Origin of the sequence: Pseudomonas sp. IPO3749, from assembly GCF_013386605.1 — a bacterium.
Classification (GTDB): Bacteria; Pseudomonadota; Gammaproteobacteria; order Pseudomonadales; family Pseudomonadaceae; genus Aquipseudomonas; species Aquipseudomonas azotoformans_A.
Map to the genome: position 1 here is coordinate 129,877 of NZ_JACARN010000015.1, position 16,981 is coordinate 146,857.

Genomic DNA, 16,981 nt, shown 5'->3' on the forward strand with positions numbered 1-16,981 from the left:
AGGCATTCTATTCGCTATGCAGATTCGCATAAATCAACTCAGCGAGCTTTTTACTGATACCGGGTGCTTTGGCTATTTCGTCAATGCTGGCACGGGATAGCTCTTGCAAGCCACCAAAATGTTTAAGCAAGTCGCGACGTCGCGTCGGGCCAACCCCTGCCACCCCTTCCAGGGTTGAGGTTCGCCGGGTTTTGCCGCGACGGGCGCGGTGGCCGGTAATGGCGAAACGGTGGGCTTCGTCACGGATCTGTTGGATCAGGTGCAGCGCAGGTGAGTCGCCCTTCAAGGTGAACTCATGGGCGGCGTCATTCAAGTACAACGTTTCGAAACCGGCCTTGCGCGTGGCGCCCTTGGCCACGCCGAGCAGGATCAGGTCGGGCACCGCCAGCTCGTTGAGCACGTCGCGGGCCATGGACAGCTGGCCCTTGCCGCCGTCCACCAGCAGGATATCCGGTAACTTGCCCTCGCCGTCCTTCAGCTTGCTGAAGCGTCGCGTCAACGCCTGGTGCATGGCGGCATAGTCATCGCCGGCGGTGACGCCTTCGATGTTATAGCGACGGTAATCGGCTTTGATCGGCCCTTCCGGCCCAAACACCACACAGGACGCCACGGTAGCTTCGCCGCTGGAGTGGCTGATGTCGTAGCATTCCAGGCGCTGCGGTGGTTCGTCCAGGTTGAGGACTTCAGCCAGGGCGTCAAAGCGTGCGGCGACATGCTGTCGATTGGCCAGGCGTGCGCCCAGGGCCTGTTCGGCGTTGGTCACGGCCAGTTGCTGCCAACGGGCACGGGTGCCACGTACGCGGTGGCTGATGTCCAGCTCGCGGCCGCGCAATTCGTGGATCGCCTCGATCAGCGTGGGGAAATCTTCATGCACCACGTTGACGATCAGCTCCGACGGCAGGTCGCGCTCGGGACTGCTGACGTAATACTGGCCAAGGAAGGCGGCCATGACTTCGGCCACGTCCTCGTCAATACCGGTCTGCGGGAAAAAGTTCTTGCTGCCTAGCACCCGACCGCCACGCACGCTGATCAGGTGCACACAAGCGCCACCTGGATTGACGAAGGCCGCGATCACGTCCACGTCGCCGGTGCCGCCTTCCATGCTTTGCTGATCCTGCACACGGCGCAGCAGCGAGATCTGGTCGCGCAGTTCAGCGGCCTTTTCAAAATCCAGGGTGCTGGCGGCCTGCTCCATCGCGCCGGAGAGTTCGTCGGTGAGGGCATTGCTACGCCCTTCGAGGAACATCACCGAATGGCGAACATCTTCGGCGTACTCCTGCGGTTCGACCAGGCCCACACAGGGTGCCTTGCAACGTTTGATCTGGTATTGCAGGCACGGCCGGGTGCGGTTCTTGTAGAAACTGTCTTCGCACTGGCGCACAAAAAACGTCTTTTGCAACAGGCTCAGGCTTTCACGGATCGCGCCAGCGCTAGGGTACGGCCCGAAATACTTGCCCTTCTGCTTCTTCGCACCCCGGTGAATACTCAGGCGTGGGAAGTTGCCGTCGGATAAAAACACGTAGGGGTAGGACTTATCGTCACGCAGCAGGATGTTATAGGGCGGCCGCCACTCCTTGATCAGCGTCTGCTCAAGCAGCAGCGCTTCGGTTTCATTGGCGGTAATGGTGGTTTCGACCTGGGCGATACGCGCCACCAGCGCAGCGGTTTTCGGCGCGAGACCGGTCTTGCGAAAGTAGCTCGCCAGGCGGTTCTTCAGGTTCTTGGCTTTGCCGACATACAGCAGGCGCGCCTCGCTGTCGAACATGCGGTACACGCCAGGGCGGCCGCTGCAGGTCGAGAGAAAGGCACTGGGATCAAACGGTGTGCTCATGTCAGGCGCTGGCGTCCACCATGCCGTGGCGCACCGCGAGCAGGGTCAATTCAACATCACTGCTGATGGCGAGCTTCTCGAAAATGCGATAGCGGTAAGTGTTGACGGTCTTGGGCGACAGGCACAGCTTGTCGGAGATCGTCTGCACCTTTTGGCAGCCGACGATCATCAAGGCGATCTGGATTTCCCGCTCCGACAGCGCATCGAACGGTGAGTCGCTGACGGGTTGGAAGGACTTGATCGCCAATTGCTGGGCAATCTGCGGGCTGATGTAGCGCTGGCCGGCAAAGACCAGGCGAATGGCTTGCACCATTTCCGCCAGGCCTGCACCTTTAGTCAGGTAACCGGCTGCGCCCGCCTGCAAGAGGCGAGTCGGGAACGGGTCTTCTTCGCACACTGTCACCACCACGACCTTGATGTCCGGATGGCTGCGCAATAACTTGGTCGTGGCGCCTAGACCGCCGATACCGGGCATCTTGACGTCCATCAACACCACATCGGGTTTCAACTCTCGAGCCTTGATCAGGGACTCTTCCCCGGACTCGGCCTGGCCGACTACTTGCAGGCCATCGATGTCAGCCAGCATTCGTGTAATACCTGTACGAACGAGATCATGGTCATCGACTACTAGCACCCTAATCAAGCAGACACCTCGCGATATGGTCTTATAGGTTGCTGAACACCTTAGCAAAAAACCAAGGCGCAGACCTAGCTGCAAGCGTCATATATATAGTGTTTGAACGCACAGCAGCCGCCCACCGAGGGGTGGACGGCTCTATTTGCTGGGCAGCGGGTCAGGAATCCTGGGGCTGCGGCTTGATTTTTCCATTCAGCGAACCGGAATGTTCGGCCAAGGTCGACGTCAGGCGGCGGATCGCATCCTGGTCTTCCTTGAACATGGCGCGGTAATCGCCCAACACTTTCTCTTCGATGTGGCTCAGGTTCTCCAATTGGATCGGTGTTGCCGTACCGGTCAACACGTACAACACATCCACACCTCTTTCAGCGACACGGGATAAATAGTCCGCTTTAGGCGCACGCCCTCCACTTTCATATTTACCTTGGGCGTTGGCTTCAACGCCGCCGATTTCACCAAACACTTTTTGCGACAGGCCAAGTCGCTCTCTTTCTTGCCTCAAACGCGAACCAATTCCACTCATTTGGATGTATGATCCTAGTTGGCACACCCCAAGAGGTGACACACTCATCTCTTCGTTAAACGAACTTGAACGGTTTTGAACTATGCCCGGAATCCGTACTGCTGCACAAGCCAAGGCCTGGCTGGAACATCAAGGAAAGTCAGTTCAAGCGTTCGCCCGCGAACATGGCGTTGATCCGGCAACCACCTATCAAGTGCTCGCTGGGCGCAAAAAGGGACGGCGTGGAGAGGCCCATAAGGTGGCGGTCCTTCTGGGCATGAAAGAAGGGATCATCCTTGCTGAGGCAGATGGCCAAAACAACGATCAGGAAGTCGTCTCCTGAAGTCAGTATGCGCTTATTAGGATTGAGTGCATGGTTTAGCTTGATTGGCAGGCACGCTCCATGCGCCAGAAGCAGTCTTCCTCACCGACAATGCTCAACCCCATGCGCTGATAGAGCCGCCTGGCCGGGTTGGTCTTGAACACGGTCAAGCGCAACAGGCCCAGCGCCTGTGCCTTGAGTGCCATCTGTTCCAACACCCAACTGCCCGCGCCCAATCCACGACACGTTTCGAGCATATGCAGCTCTCGGATGTAGAGTGCGCGGCTGTCGCGGCTCAGGCTGATAAAGCCCATCACCGCATCATCGTTGCAGATCAGCCAGTTTTCACGGCCGGCCCAAGCGACATCGAAGCCATCGTTGGACCAGATCAGGTCGTATTGCTGGTAGTAGCGGCTCATGGCCTCCATGGTCAGGGTTCGGGCGAACGGCAGGTCCAGGTCCGTGGCTGCGCGTAAGTGAAACGCCATGTGTCCGTGTCCATTCCAATGAGAGTCTCCACAGCATATCGGCATGCACCTCATAGCCGTAAGTACCCCACGACAATAGAAATTTCTGATTGAAACCACCTGTACGCGTCGAGTAAGCTCTGCCCATCATTTGGAGACACACCATGTTGCAACTCACCCACACCCAGGTTTGCCCTGCTACCAGCGCCACGCGCTCGGTGTCGGCTACCCGTGTGAACGGTTCGAGCGCACTGGTCAGCTTTTATTTTGGGTATTGGTTTAGCCACTGGCGCGCCTGATACCTGAAATCGGCGCCCACTACTCAAGGGGTCGCCTACCAGAGAAATCTAACCCCCGGTCGGCTCCCCGACCGGGGGTTTTGTTTTTTCAGCCTCTAACACTTTTTGAAGAACACTTAAAGGACACACGACATGAACTACGCCACCTATTACCGCTACGACACCTCCACCGCATGGCGATTTAGCCAGCTCCGCTCGGGACAGCCTGCCGCCTCCGATCGGTCACCTCTTGGTGGCAAGCCAACACACGTAGCCCATACGGCCAATTGTCGAACACCCCAGTAGGGCAGAGCGCGCGGGAACAGCCCGCCGCTTGCCCAGGAAGCCTTGAATATGAACTCTGCCACCGCCGCTCTGCCGATCTCTGCACTGACCAGCGCCAACGAAGCCCTGACCCAGCGCCTGCCCAGCTCCCTTGAGCTCAAGCACCAACTGCCCCTGAGCCCGTTCCTCAACGAACAAGTCCACGCCCACCGCCAAGCCGTGCGCGCCATCCTCAATGGCGAAGATTCGCGTTTGCTGGTGATTGTCGGCCCGTGCTCGATCCACGATCCGGAATCGGCCATGGAATACGCGCGCAACCTGAAGAAACTCGCGCTGGAAGTCAGCGACCAGATGCTGCTGGTGATCCGCGCCTACGTCGAAAAACCGCGCACCACCATCGGCTGGAAAGGCCTGGCCTACGATCCTCACCTGGACGGCAGTGATGACATGGCCGCCGGCCTCACCCTGTCCCGCGAACTGATGCGCGAAATGCTGCGCCTGGGCCTGCCGGTCGCCACCGAACTGCTGCAACCCATGGCTGCCGGCTACTTCGATGACCTGCTCAGTTGGGTCGCGATTGGCGCGCGCACCACCGAATCGCAGATCCACCGCGAAATGGCCAGCGGCCTGGGCATGCCCGTAGGCTTCAAGAACGGCACCGACGGCGGTGTCGCGATTGCCTGTGACGCGATGCGCTCGGCGTCCCATCCGCACCGTCACTTCGGCGTCGACAGCCAGGGCCACCCGGCGATCATCCAGACCCCAGGCAACCCCGACACGCACCTGGTACTGCGCGGCGGGCACCGTGGGCCGAACTACGATGCGCAAAGCGTGGCGCAGGTGAAGCACGATCTGGCCAAGTCCAAGGTAGCGGCGCGCATCATGGTCGATTGCAGCCACGCCAATAGCGGCAAAGACCCGCTGCGCCAACCGGCGGTGTTCAACGAGGTGCTGGAACAGCGGTTGCAGGGCGACACCTCGCTGATCGGCATGATGCTTGAAAGCCATCTGTTCGAAGGCTGCCAGCCGTTGAGTGCGTCGATGAAGTACGGTGTGTCGATCACCGATGGCTGCCTGGGCTGGAGTGGCACTGAGCAGCTGCTGCGCAGCGCAGCGCAGCGGTTGCGCACCCAAGGCTAAGCGATCAAGGCGCTGCTACAGCGGGTACAGCGCCTCATCAAACTGCTCAAGCTTCGGAAACACCAAGGGCTGCTCGTCCGCCAGCCCTTGCAGCCGCTGCTCATACCCCACCAGGAAATCCCGCCGTGCCTCGTCGCTGATGTACGGCACATGCCACGCCACAAACGGTGGCAGCACGTCATACCCCACATACGCCAACGTGCCGCGCAGAATTGGCCGCAACATGTCCTCCAGCGGCCCATGAATCGCGCCCTCACCGAACATATGCTCGCGCCCGCCCAGGGTCACCGTGACCATCGCGCGCTTGCCTGCCAGCCCGCCTTGATCGTAAAAGCGCTTGCCGCCGTAACACACACCCGACACCAGCACCCGGTCGATCCACCCCTTGAGCATGGCCGGCGCCGAGAACCAGAAAATCGGAAAGTTGAGGATCAGCAGATCGGCCCACAGCAGCTTGTCCAACTCGCCCTGGATGTCCGCAGCGATCGACTGCTTTTTCACCCCCAGGCGCTGCTCCAGGGCATACACCAGGTAATCGGGATTCTCCCGCGTCGAAAAGTCCGCTGCCGACGCCACCGGGTTCCACTGCATGGCGTACAAATCACTGGTCTTTACCTCATGCCCCTGACCCTCCAGCGTGGCAACCGCCTGATCGCGCAAGGCCGCAGTGAATGACTGAGGCTCAGGGTGCGCGTGAACAATCAGAACCTTCATACAAACTCCTCAAACGGTATGCGCCGCCCGTTGGGCCAGCAAGTGATCGAGCCAATCCGGGTCCATCTCGGGCTCCGATGAAAACAGCAGCCCGGTGTAGTCCTGGTACGGCGGGGTGAAAATCGCGCTGCGGCTGCCCTGATCCACCACCCTGCCCCGCTGCATCACCACCACTTCATCGGCAATGGCACGCACGGTGGCGACGTCATGGGTGATAAACAGATAGGCCACGCCCAGTTGCTGCTGGAGGCGGTTGAGCAACTTCAGCACGCCCTCGGCCACCAGTTGATCCAGGGCCGAAGTGACTTCGTCGCAGATGATCAGTTGCGGGTCGGCCGCCAAGGCGCGGGCGATGCAGATGCGCTGCTTCTGGCCGCCGGACAACTCCCTCGGTTGGCGCTCCATGAACACCGCCGGATCCAGCTCGATCATCTCCAGCAACTCGGCGACACGAGCGCGCATCGCCTTGCCCTTGAGCCCCAAGTAAAACGTCAGCGGCCGGCCAATGATGTCGACGATGCGCTGGCGCGGGTTCAGCGCGGTGTCGGGGATCTGGTAGATCATCTGGATCCGCCGCAATTGCTCCTTGCTGCGCTGACGAAAGTCGACCGGCAACGCCTCGCCGTCGTACAGCACTTGCCCCGCCGTGGCCGGCAACAGTCCGGTAATCAACCGCGCCGTGGAGCTCTTGCCGCTGCCCGACTCGCCGATCACCGCCAGGGTCTGGCCGCGATAGAGCTTCATCGACACGTCGTGCAGCACCGGCTGATGCCCATAACTGGCGCTCACTTGCTGCACCTCCAACAACGGCACTTGCTGCACCTCCAACAACGGCACTTGCTGGTCCGGACAGGCCTTGGGTTCGGTGCGAAAACTGCGCACCGCCCATAGGGATTTGGTGTAATCCTGCTGCGGCTGGCTGAGCATGCTGCGGGTGTCCGCCTCCTCCACCAGCTTGCCGTGGCGCAACACCATGATGCGATCGGCCATCTGCGCCACCACCGCCAGGTCGTGGCTGATGTAGAGGGCGGCGCTGCCGTAGGTTTTCACGGCATCGCGGATCGCCGCCAGCACTTCGATCTGTGTGGTCACGTCGAGGGCCGTGGTGGGCTCGTCGAAGATGATCAGGTCCGGGTGGCAGGCCATGGCCATCGCCGTCATGACCCGCTGCAGCTGCCCACCAGAGACTTGATGGGGATACCGTTGGCCGATGGTTTCCGGGTTGGGCAGGCGCAACACACGGTACAGTTCCACCGCCTCACGCTCGGCCTGGGCTCGATCAATGCCACCGTTGATCACCGCCGTCTCCACATGCTGGTCGATCAGGCGAAGCGCGGGGTTGAACGACGCCGCCGCGCTCTGTGCCACATAGGCAATGCGCAGGCCACGCAATTTGCGCAGCGCCTCGGGCCTGGCCTGCAATAACTGGATACCGTCAAAACACACCGAACCACCGGTGATGCGGCAACCGTCCCGCGCATACCCCATCGCCGCCAGCCCCAGGGTGGATTTACCCGCCCCCGACTCACCGATCAAACCCAGCACCTCGCCGCGTTGCAGGGTCAGGTCAATGCCCTTGATCAGCGGATGCCAGGCGTCTTCGTAATGCCCTTCGATCTGCAGGTTGCGGATTTCCAGCAATGGCTTGTCCATCCTCAACACTCCTTCAGGCCACTGGATTTATGCAGCATCCAGTCGACGACAAAATTCACGCTGACGGTAATCAACGCCACCGCCAGGGCCGGCAGCAACGGGCTGATGTCGCCGAAGGTGATCAACACCGCGTTATCACGCACCATGCTGCCCCAGTCGGCAGTCGGCGGTTGAATGCCCAGGCCGAGGAACGACAACGCGCTGATAAACAGGAATACAAAACAGAAGCGCAGGCCGAATTCGGCAATCAGCGGCGCGGCGGCGTTGGGCAACACTTCGCGGGTGACCAGCCACCACAGGCCTTCGCCGCGCAGGCGGGCAGCTTCGACAAAGTCCTGCACCACCACGGTCATTGCCACGGCACGGGACAAACGAAACACCCGCGTCGAATCCAGCAAGGCAATCACCAACACCAGCGACGTGGCGTTGGTGCCCACGACGCTCAGAATCAACAACGCGAAGATCAGTTGCGGGATCGCCATCAGCACATCCACCACCCGCGACAAACCCTGGTCGATCCAGCCGCCCTTGATCGCTGCCACCAAGCCGCTCAAGCCACCCAGCAAAAACGCCAACGTGGTGGTCAGGAAAGCAATGCCCAGCGTGTTGCGCGCGCCGTAGACCAAACGACTGAACATGTCGCGCCCCAGGTTATCGGTGCCCAACAGGAACTTGCCGCTCCAGGGCGCAAAACCCTCGCCCACCACCTGGGTCTCGCCATAGGGCGCCAGCAACGGCGCAAACACAGCCACCGCGATGTACAACAGAATGATCAGCAGGCCGAACTTGGCGCTCAACGGCGCACGGGCCACTTGGCTCAACAGGTTCATGGACTACCCCTTGGGATGCATCAGGCGTGGGTTGCTGGCGATGGACAACACGTCCGCCCCGGTATTGAGCAGGATATAAGTGGCGGCAAAGATCAGGCTGCACGCCTGCACCACCGGGATGTCGCGCTTGGACACCGAGTCCACCAGCAACTGGCCGAGGCCCGGATAGACAAACACCACTTCGACCACCACCACCCCCACCACCAGATACGCCAGGTTCAGCGCGATCACGTTGACGATCGGCGCCAGCGCGTTGGGCAGCGCATGCCGCCAGATAATCCGCGACTGGCGGATGCCCTTCAGGCGAGCCATTTCGATATAGGGGCTGGCGAGCAAGTTGATCAGGGACGCGCGGGTCATGCGCATCATCTGCGCGATCACCACCAGGCTCAGGGTTGCCACCGGCAGCACCGAGCGTTCCAAAATCGTGCCAAAGGTGGCATCCGGCGCCAGGTTGGACAGGCTGGGGAACCAGCCGAGTTTCACCGAGAACACCAGGATCAGCAGGTAGGCAACGAAGAACTCCGGAAACGACACCGCGCTCAACGCCGAGGTATTGAGCAGCCGATCGAACCAGCTGTTGCGGTACAGCGCCGCCAGCATCCCCAGCACCAGCGCCGTGGGCACCGAGACCAATGCCGCCAATGCAGCGAGGCTCAGGGTGTTGCCCAATCGCGCACCGATCAAATCGGCAATCGGTCGCTGATTGGCCAGCGACGCACCCAGGTCACCGTGCAGCAGGCGCAGCAGCCATTGGGCAAAGCGCGTGAACGGCGGCAGATCCAGGCCCAGCTGCGCCCGAAATGCCGCCACGGTTTCCGGCGTGGCAGACTGCCCGAGTATAGCCTGGGCAATATCCCCCGGCAGCATGCCCACGGCGAGAAAGATGATCACCGACACGGCGAACAACGACAGCACACCCAAGGCCAGGCGCTGCAGGACCAGCTTCAACAGGCTATTCATGGTGCCACTCCTCAGGCCTGCCACCACCGCTCGATCAGTCGCAGCCCATCCAACTCACCATAGGGCGCGGTCAGCGGCCCGTGGCTGACCTTGTTCGAACGCGCCGCCACCGAGCTGGCAAACAGCGGCACAATCGCGCCGCCGTCATCCCGGCACAGGGCCTGCATTTCGTTGTACATCTCCTGGCGCAACGGCGCGTTCATCTCGCCACGGGCGGCGTTGAGCAGTTGGTTGAAACGCGGGTTGTCCCAATGGGTTTCATTCCACGCCGCGCCTTTGGCGTAGCCGATGCTGAACATGCGGTCGGCGGTCAGGCTGCTGTACCAGAACGAGGTGGTGAACGGCTGCTTCATCCAGACGTTGGAGAAGAACCCGTCGGCCGGTTCACGCACCACATCGATGTCGATACCGGCCTGGCGCGCCTGCTCCTTGAACAAGACCGAGGCGTCCACCGCACCGGTGTAGGCTGCGTCGGAAGCCTGCAGGCGCACCTTGAGCGACTCCACACCGGCCTTGCGCAGGTAGAAACGCGACTTGTCCGGGTCGTAGGTGCGCTGCTCGAGGGCCGCATTGATAAAGTGACTGCCGGGCTGGATCGGGTGGTCGTTGCCCACCAGGCCGTAGCCATGCAGCACGGAGGCCAACAACGTCTCGCGGTTGATCGCATGCTTCATGGCCATGCGGATGTCGTTGTTCTTGAATTCGTTGCTGTCGCACAGCATCGGGAAGGTGTAGTGCTGCGCGCCCTTGGTTTCTTCGATCACCAGGCCAGGGTTGCGCTTGAGCAGCGCCACGGTTTTCAGGTCGACCTTGTTGATCACATCCACCTGCCCGGTGACCAGCGCATTGACCCGCGCGGCGCCGTCGGCAATGGCAAGCAATTCAGCGCTGGCGAAGTGCGCGCGACCGGGTTTCCAATAGTCTGGGTTGCGTTCCAGGTCCATGCGCACACCGGGTTCGAAGCTTTTCAGGCGATAGCCGCTGGTGCCCACACCGGCTTGCCAGTCCGCCACGCCGTCCTTGGCGGGCATGATCACCAAGTGGTAATCAGCGACGACATACGCAAAGTCGGCGTTACCCGAATGCAACTCGAACACCACCGCATCGCTGCCCTTGGCGGTCACGCTGGCGACATCGCCCAGCACGGTCTTGGCGGCGGAGGTGGACTTGGCGTCCAAGTGGTGATTGATCGAGACCACCACGTCGTCGGCGGTCAAGCTTTTGCCGTTGTGGAAGGTCACGCCGGGGCGCAAGTGGAAGGTCCACACCCGCGCATCGGGCGTGGATTCAAAGCGCTCGGCCAATTCGGGAATCGCGCTGCCGTCCACCGCGATTTCCGTGAGGGTGTTGTACACCGCCGAGAAACCGACAAAGGTGAAGGTATCAACCCAGGAACCCGGATCGCGGGAATCAGTGGTGCTGCCACCGGCCAGGCCCAGGCGCAACACGCCGCCCGGCTTGGGCGTGGCGTCTGCGGCAAAGGCCTGCAACGGCAAGCCCATGGAAAACGCCGCGGCCACCGCGCCAGCCACGGCGCTGTGTTTGAGGAAGTCGCGGCGGTGCATCGCTTGAGTCATTTTGTTGTTGTTTTCGCTCATGGTCTTGTCTCTCTAAAGGTCAACAGGCACAGGCATGTTTCAACTCGATCAAGGTCACGCCATTGCGTTTGAACGCGTTGCGCAGGTCCGTCTGCAATTCATCCAGGGTGCGGGGCTGGTTCACGGTGCAACCGAACGCCTGGGCGAACAGCGCGAAATCCGGGTTGCGCGGCAGCACGCCGATGGGCTCGATATCGAGGCTCAACATGTCATCGCGAATCTGGCCAAGCGCGTCGTTGTTCCACAACAGCACCACCAACGGGCTGTCCAGTTCCTCCACGGCAGTCGCCAGTTCCTGGGCGGTGTAAAGGAAACCACCGTCGCCCACCAGCACCAAACCCGGCCGCTGTGGCGCGCCAAACTTGGCGCCGATACCTGCGGGCAGGCCGTAGCCCAAGGTGCCGTAGCCGGTAGGATGCAACCAGCTGCGCGGCGCACGGCTGCGGTAGGCGTAATTGCCGGTGTAGGCCAGTTGGGTCATGTCGCTGCTGATAAAGGCATTGGCCGGCAATTCGGCTTCGATACGGTCGAGAATGGCTTGGTGGATGGACTGCAAGGGGCCGTGCCCCAACTCGACTGCCTGCAACAACGCCCTCACTGTCGAGACGGCGGCTTCAGCGTCGCGCGCTGTGGCCGGCAGGCGCTCCAGCAAGGCCAGCACGGTCTGCTGTGCATCGCCTTTGAGCGCCACGACACAGGGGTAGAAATCATTGAATTTGCGTGCATCGATATCCACCCTCAACAACTCGCCGTTGAGCGGCAAACGCTCACGCCAATAGTCGGTGTCGGCCATTTCCGTGCCGACCGCCAGCACCACATCCGCCTCGCTGATCAGTTGCCAGCCGGGTTCGACGCACAGGGTAGAACCGGCATTCAGCGGATCATTGAAGGGCAGTAAACCCTTGCCGGCCACGCTGGTGAAGAACGGCGCCGCCAACTGAGTGCTCAAGCGCTGCAAAGCCTCGCCCGCCGCCAATGCACCGCCACCGGCAATGATCATGGGCCGCTTGGCTGACGCGAGTTTGGCCACGGCCTGCTCCAAGGCTTCAGCCGACGGCAAGCCGCGACCAGGGCGGCGCACTACCTCGCTGCTCCAGTCCCGCTGGATCGGCGCGGCCAACACGTCCAGCGGCACCGAGATATGCACCGGACGGGGTCGCTCGCTGTCGAACACCGCGTAGGCGCGGGCGACCAATTCAGGCAAATCCTCGGTGCTCAGTGCCACCGCCGAAAACGCGGTGATAGGCGCCGTAATGGCGCGCTGGTCCTGGGTCTCATGCAGGATGCCCCAACCTTTGCCGAGGCTGGCGGTGCTGTTGACGCTGGAAATCACCAGCATCGGAATGGAATCAGCGTACGCCTGGCCAATCGCGGTGGCGGCATTGGTCACGCCGGGACCGGTGATCACAAAACACACCCCCGGCTTGCCGCTGACCCGCGCGTAGCCGTCAGCCATAAAGCCGGCACCTTGCTCATGCCGCGTGAGCACATGGCGAATGCCGCTGCCGGGCAGGCCGCGATACAGCTCCAGGGTGTGCACACCGGGAATGCCAAAGACCGTGTCGACGCCATAATTGGCCAGCAACCGCACCAGGGCCTGGCCGCCGGTCAGGGTGTTATCGTGCATGTTCATCTCCTAGACGGATCAACGCATCGACCGCCGTGGCGCCCTGGGCATTGACCAACAATGGGTTCACATCCAGCTCCAGCAATTGCCCGGCATTGGCGCAGGCGTAGTCGGCCACGGCCCGAATGGCCGCCACCAGCGCCTCCAGATTCGCCACTTCACGCCCGCGAAAACCCTGCAATAACGCGGCACTGCGCAGGCTGAGCAAAGCGTTGCGGATGGCACCGTCGGTGGTCGGCAACAACAGGCTGCGGCTGTCCTTGAGCAGCTCCACCAGGATGCCGCCGGCACCGATGACCAGGGCCAGGCCAAAGTCGTTTTCGCGCTTGATACCCACGATCAACTCGGCCAATGGCGGCGTCGCCATCGACTCCAACAGCAATTGATCGAAAACGACATGCGGCGCATAAGCGCAGAGATGCTCGCGCATCTGCTCAAGTGCGGCGGTCAGGGCCATGCCGTTCTGCAGGTTCAGCACCACGGCCCCGGCCTCGGTCTTGTGCGGCAACTGTGCGCTGACCGCCTTGAGCACCAACGGATAGCCGAGCAGTTCTGCATCACTGACCGCCCTACCCGGCGTACTCAGCACGCCGGCCGGTGTGGTCAGGCCGAACGCACGCAAGGCTTGCTTGGATGTCCATTCGTCCAGGGCCCCGCCACTGCCATCCAGGGCTTTTGGGCACAAGGGTTCGAGGATCGACTCGCCTCGCTCCAGCAACACGCACCGGTTGCTTTGGTAGTCGGCAATCCGCCCCCAAGCCGCCAGTGCATCCTCTACGCCTTGCAGCGCGGCGATCCCCTGAGCATGCAGACGCTCGCGGGCATGGGCCGGCAACAGTTCGGGAAATGCCGAGGTGACAAATCCGGTCTTGCCATGCCGGCCGAGCGCTGCACAAAACAGCTCCAGCAACAGGTCGCACTCCTTGCGCTCGCCGGTGAACTCGGCCGGGTAATCCAGCACCAGCATGGCGGCATCGGCGTCGGTTCGTAGCGCGGTGTCGAGCATCGTGTTCAGGGCATCACGGTCGCCCCAGATGGCGGTGGTGAAATCCAGCGGGTTGACCAGGTTGGCGTAGCTGGGCAGCACCTGGGCCAGTTCAGCACGTTGCTCTTCGTCCAGTTTCGGCAAGGCCAGATGATTGCGTTCGGCATAGTCGGCAATCAGCCCCGCATCGCCACCCGAACAGGCCAGTGCAATCAGACGGTTGCCCGCTGGAAGATTGCCGCAGGCGGCCGCCTTGAGGGTTTCGACAAAACTCACCGGCCCGCTCACACGGATCACGCCCAGGCGCGCAAACAGGCTGTCGTACAGCGCGTCGGAGCCGGACAACGAACTGGTGTGACTCAAGGCCAGTTCGGCGCCGATCTGCGACACGCCGGTTTTCAGCGCAATGATCGGAATACCTTTCTCCAGCGCCTTGTGCGCTGCTCGGGCAAAACCGGGCACATTCTTCAAGCCTTCCAGGTGCAGGCCGATGGCGGTGACGCGCGGCTCGTCGAGCAACACATCCATCAATTCGGCAACGCCCAGTTGTGCCTGGTTACCCACCGAAGCCATGTAGGCCACCGGCAGCGAACGGTCGCTCATCGACAGGTTGTAGGCGAAGTTGCCGCTCTGGGTGAGCACCGCCACGCCCTTCTCCACCGACTTGCCGCCGTGGGCCACCGGCCATAGGGCCGCGCTGTGCAGGTAATCCAGCAGGCCATAGCAATTGGGGCCGAGCAAGGCCATATCGCCCGCAGCCCTTGATAGCTGCTGCTGCATGGCGGCGCCGCTGGCGCCGGTTTCGGCAAAACCGGAGGCGTAGCAAATCGCGCCACCGGTGCCGATAGCGGCCAGTTCAGCCACGCAGGTCAGCGTCAATTCACGGTTGATGGCGATAAACACCGCATCCGGCCCACAGGGTAAATCGGCCACGCGGCGCACACAGGGGATGCCATCGAGGCTGTCATGTTGCGGGTTGACCAGCCACATCGGCCCGGTAAAACCGCCGTCGGCGCAGCGCTTGAGCGCGCGCGCCATGCTGCGTCCACCCACGAATGCCAGGTGCCGGGGCGCCAGCAGGCGCTTGAGGTTGTCGCGAATAGCCTGGGACATACGCTCTCCTCGCCGCTTAGCGCAACAGTGGCCGCAACAGTTCACGGGCGATGATATGGCGCTGGATTTCCGACGTACCTTCCCAGATCCGTTCGATCCGCGCATTACGCCAGATGCGTTCAACCGGCCCCTCATCCATCAAGCCCATGCCGCCGAAAATCTGCACCGCCTCATCGGCAACCTTGCCTAGGGTTTCGCTGGCAAACAGCTTGGCCATGCCGGCCTCGCCGTCGGTCATGCTGCCTTGGTCCATTTTCCAGGCGGTGTGCAGGGTCAGCAGTTCAGCGGCGCGAATCTGCGTGGCCATGTCGGCCAGCTTGAAACTCACGCCTTGGTAGGTGCCGATCGGCTGGCCGAACTGTTTGCGGTCCGCCGCCCATTGCAACGACACATCCAGCGCGCGCTGGGCCTGGCCGACGCAGTTGGCGGCCACCATCACACGGCCAGCGGTGAGCCAGGCGTTGGCCACTTCCCAGCCTTTGCCCACTTCGCCCAGTACCTTGGACGCCGGGACGCGGCAGTCGTCGAAGAACATTTCATAGGTGTGATAACCCCGGTTGCTCACGCACTTGGGGCCACGGCGGATGGTCATGCCAGGCGTACCCCGATCCACCAGGAACGAAGTCACCGCATTGCGCTGTCGGCCGTTGTGTTCGTAGGTATCCGTGACCGCAAACACGATGGCGAAATCGGCGTGCCCGGCGTGGCTGATGAAGTGCTTGCTGCCGTTGATCACGAAGTCATCGCCACTGCGCACGGCGCGGGTCTTGATGGCATTGGCGTCGGAACCGGCGCCGGGTTCGGTCAAGGCAAAACAGTCGATTTTCTTGCCTTGCACACAGGGCAACAGGTAGTCGCCAATCTGTGAGCCCGTGCACGCCATCAGGATCTTGGAGGGCCGCGCGACAAACACATGCAACGCCCAGGAAACGTTGGACAACTCACGCTCGATCAGCGCCTGGGACAGGTAGTCCAGGCCACCACCACCCACCTCTTCCGGCATGTTGAAGGCGTAGAAACCGGCAGCAATCGCCTTGTCGCGAATCTGCGCAGCCAGCTCCGGCGAGACCTCATCGGCACGGTCTACCGCCTCTTCATGGGGCAACAATTCCTTGGCAACAAAACTGCGTACCGCGTCCACCAACATGTCTTGTTCTTGGCTGAGTTGGAAATTCATGGCGCTACCTGTTCGGGGTGTTGTTGTTATTGGCCGGAGAAATTCGGGAAGCGTTTTTCCAGGGAAGCACGCAAGGCTTCGGCGCCATCGGCACTGCGTCCGCACAACAGGCCAGCGGCCAGTTCGGCCTGCAGTTGCTCGGGCAGGCTGCGCTCGGCGCCTTCACGGATGAGGGTCTTGGTCTGGGCGAAGGCGAAGGTCGGGCCGTTGGCCAGGCGCGTGGCGAGTTCGGCGGTGTGGGCGTGCAGTTGATCATCCGCGACCACTTCACCGACCAGGCCGGCAGCCAGGGCGCGGTCGGCGCTCCATAGCTCGTCAAGGAACAGCAGGCGCTTGGCTTGCTCGCTGCCGATCAGGCGCGGCAAGTGCCAACTGGCGCCAGCGTCGGGCGAATAGGCCATGCTGGTGTAGCCGGCCTTGAAGCGCGCCGATTGACCGGCGACGCGCAGGTCGCAGCACAGCGTCAGGTCCATGCCCGCGCCGACGGCGGTGCCGTTGATGGCGGCAATCGTCGGTTTGTCGAGGCTGTGCAGGCGGGTCATCAAGGCGTGGGCGGTTTCGGTCCAGCCGTAGGTTTCGAGGGCGCCACGGGCTTCGGCGTCGGCCCACTCAGCCAGGTCGGCCCCGGCGCAGAAACTGCGACCGTTGCCGGTCAACACCACCACACGCACCGCAGGGTCGGTGTTGAAGGCATCGAGCAAGGCGTGCAGGTGCTTGAGGGTGGGAATGTCCAAGGCGTTGCGCTGTGGGCCACGGTTAAGGGTGATCCAGGCAACGCCAGCTTGCACTTGAGTGAGCACGGGCGAATCGTTAGTCATGGCTTCCTCGAATTATTTTAGTTGGCTTGAGGGGTGCGACA

Annotated in this window: 15 protein-coding genes; 2 read left to right on the forward strand and 13 right to left on the reverse strand. The window is 61.9% G+C overall.

Features of this window, described 5'->3' with window-relative positions:
* Positions 1-7: 7 nt before the first annotated feature.
* The 3 genes from uvrC to HX812_RS07715 all read right to left on the reverse strand — a co-directional run bounded on the left by uvrC (position 8) and on the right by HX812_RS07715 (position 2,991).
* Positions 8-1,831, reverse strand: a complete 1,824-nt coding sequence (uvrC, locus tag HX812_RS07705; RefSeq protein ID WP_033902125.1) for an excinuclease ABC subunit UvrC — start codon at positions 1,829-1,831, stop codon at positions 8-10.
* A 1-nt stretch (position 1,832) separates the two neighbouring features.
* Entirely contained in the window at positions 1,833-2,474 is a 642-nt protein-coding gene (uvrY, locus tag HX812_RS07710) for a UvrY/SirA/GacA family response regulator transcription factor (protein WP_032886613.1), read from the reverse strand.
* A gap of 151 nt (positions 2,475-2,625) precedes the next feature.
* A complete protein-coding gene (locus tag HX812_RS07715) occupies positions 2,626-2,991 on the reverse strand; it encodes a helix-turn-helix domain-containing protein (RefSeq protein ID WP_033902122.1) in 366 nt (121 codons plus the stop codon).
* 82 nt (positions 2,992-3,073) lie between these two features.
* On the opposite strand from HX812_RS07715, the gene HX812_RS07720 reads away from it, so the two are divergent.
* Positions 3,074-3,313, forward strand: a complete 240-nt coding sequence (locus tag HX812_RS07720; RefSeq protein ID WP_038851376.1) for a DNA-binding protein — start codon at positions 3,074-3,076, stop codon at positions 3,311-3,313.
* A gap of 35 nt (positions 3,314-3,348) precedes the next feature.
* Here the strand turns inward: HX812_RS07720 and HX812_RS07725 are convergent, their stop codons facing one another.
* Positions 3,349-3,780 carry a GNAT family N-acetyltransferase gene (locus tag HX812_RS07725; RefSeq protein ID WP_038851375.1) on the reverse strand — a complete coding sequence of 144 codons (432 nt, stop codon included), beginning with the start codon at positions 3,778-3,780 and terminating at the stop codon, positions 3,349-3,351.
* A 611-nt stretch (positions 3,781-4,391) separates the two neighbouring features.
* Here HX812_RS07725 and HX812_RS07730 point away from each other — a divergent pair.
* A complete protein-coding gene (locus HX812_RS07730; RefSeq protein WP_038851373.1) occupies positions 4,392-5,462 on the forward strand; it encodes a 3-deoxy-7-phosphoheptulonate synthase in 1,071 nt (356 codons plus the stop codon).
* Positions 5,463-5,477: 15 nt separating this feature from the next.
* Here HX812_RS07730 and HX812_RS07735 read toward each other — a convergent pair whose 3' ends face one another.
* The 9 genes from HX812_RS07735 to HX812_RS07775 are packed head-to-tail and all read right to left on the reverse strand — an operon-like array spanning position 5,478 to position 16,940.
* Positions 5,478-6,176, reverse strand: coding sequence for an NAD(P)H-dependent oxidoreductase (locus tag HX812_RS07735; protein ID WP_038851371.1), 699 nt, complete (start codon positions 6,174-6,176; stop codon positions 5,478-5,480).
* A gap of 9 nt (positions 6,177-6,185) precedes the next feature.
* Positions 6,186-7,829 carry an ABC transporter ATP-binding protein gene (locus HX812_RS07740; RefSeq protein ID WP_177128292.1) on the reverse strand — a complete coding sequence of 548 codons (1,644 nt, stop codon included), beginning with the start codon at positions 7,827-7,829 and terminating at the stop codon, positions 6,186-6,188.
* 2 nt (positions 7,830-7,831) lie between these two features.
* The gene (locus tag HX812_RS07745; RefSeq protein WP_038851369.1) at positions 7,832-8,659 is read right to left on the reverse strand and encodes an ABC transporter permease; all 828 of its coding nucleotides are present in this window, start codon (positions 8,657-8,659) and stop codon (positions 7,832-7,834) included.
* A 3-nt stretch (positions 8,660-8,662) separates the two neighbouring features.
* Positions 8,663-9,622, reverse strand: a complete 960-nt coding sequence (locus HX812_RS07750; RefSeq protein ID WP_038851367.1) for an ABC transporter permease — start codon at positions 9,620-9,622, stop codon at positions 8,663-8,665.
* Positions 9,623-9,633: 11 nt separating this feature from the next.
* The gene (locus tag HX812_RS07755; protein WP_038851365.1) at positions 9,634-11,220 is read right to left on the reverse strand and encodes an ABC transporter substrate-binding protein; all 1,587 of its coding nucleotides are present in this window, start codon (positions 11,218-11,220) and stop codon (positions 9,634-9,636) included.
* Between the two features lie 19 nt (positions 11,221-11,239).
* On the reverse strand, positions 11,240-12,847 hold the full coding sequence (locus HX812_RS07760; RefSeq protein WP_038851364.1) for a 5-guanidino-2-oxopentanoate decarboxylase: 1,608 nt from the start codon (positions 12,845-12,847) through the stop codon (positions 11,240-11,242).
* A complete protein-coding gene (locus HX812_RS07765; RefSeq protein WP_038851363.1) occupies positions 12,837-14,945 on the reverse strand; it encodes an acetate--CoA ligase family protein in 2,109 nt (702 codons plus the stop codon). The genes HX812_RS07760 and HX812_RS07765 overlap by 11 nt, the downstream gene beginning before the upstream one ends.
* A 16-nt stretch (positions 14,946-14,961) precedes the next feature.
* A complete protein-coding gene (locus tag HX812_RS07770; RefSeq protein ID WP_038851362.1) occupies positions 14,962-16,122 on the reverse strand; it encodes an acyl-CoA dehydrogenase family protein in 1,161 nt (386 codons plus the stop codon).
* Positions 16,123-16,148: 26 nt separating this feature from the next.
* Entirely contained in the window at positions 16,149-16,940 is a 792-nt protein-coding gene (locus tag HX812_RS07775) for an enoyl-CoA hydratase/isomerase family protein (RefSeq protein WP_038851360.1), read from the reverse strand.
* Positions 16,941-16,981 lie beyond the last annotated feature (41 nt).